The sequence below is a fragment of the Vibrio sp. 1978 genome, assembly GCF_033344345.1.
Window position 1 is genome coordinate 1 of record NZ_JAWPOP010000283.1, and the last position, 835, is coordinate 835.

An 835-nucleotide genomic window follows, 5' to 3' on the forward strand; every position below is an offset into this window, starting at 1 on the left:
GACAAACAATATTGGTTGCAACTGTCACCTCAACAAATTCAACGCGCCATTAAGCTCGGCAATGAACCGTACCAAACCATGTATGGCGAAGTCATCGGTCATCTTAATCCTCCGGGCATTGATGGTTTCTCTGCGGATTTCGACGCCAACTTTGTGGTTGAGCAAGTGAACTTCCTCACTACCGAAAACCCAAATCGTTGCAGCCAACCGCAAAAACCGACGCGTGTATTTGGCAACGAGCCGTCTTGGGCAGCCAGTTTTGAAGCCAATGCGCTTAAGTTCCAACAGATGGGTAAAACCACCGAAATGCTGTCTATTCAAAGCAGTCAACTGCAGCCGCGCCAACGCACTTATAGGCTTGATGATGGTGAACTACGCATGACGGAAAACCTCTGTTCAGACACCATGAGCGACTCTTTATATGGCTGGAAAGCAACACTCAAACACGATGGAAACACTTACCAAGGGTGTGGCATGGCAGCGAACGTTGATGCAACGCTTAGCTGGGCAAATACCTATGTAGCCACCTCAACGCAATCACAAGGTTTTGAGGTGCAAATGACCTTAAACCCTGACCACAGCGCCACGACGAGATACAGCTACTCAAACGGTCAAGACCCATTAGTGGAACGCGGCTTCTGGCAACAGTTGAGCCCGTCGCAAGTTCAAGTTGTGATGACCCACCACCAGCAACAACGTTTGATGTCTGAGCGACTCTTTACGCGCGAAGGCAATCAACTCAAAGCCACCAAGGAAAAAGTGGGCAGCATGGTGTACCCGATCGCCGATGGTGGCTTAGTGCTTTACCCAGCAACCATTCGTGATGCAGGCGTTC

Annotated in this window: 1 protein-coding gene; it reads left to right on the top strand. The window is 49.9% G+C overall.

The features are described from left to right. Positions 1 to 835, top strand: an 835-nt coding sequence (locus tag R8N49_RS26100) for a COG3650 family protein (RefSeq protein WP_412034914.1), incomplete at both ends; no start/stop codon positions are given.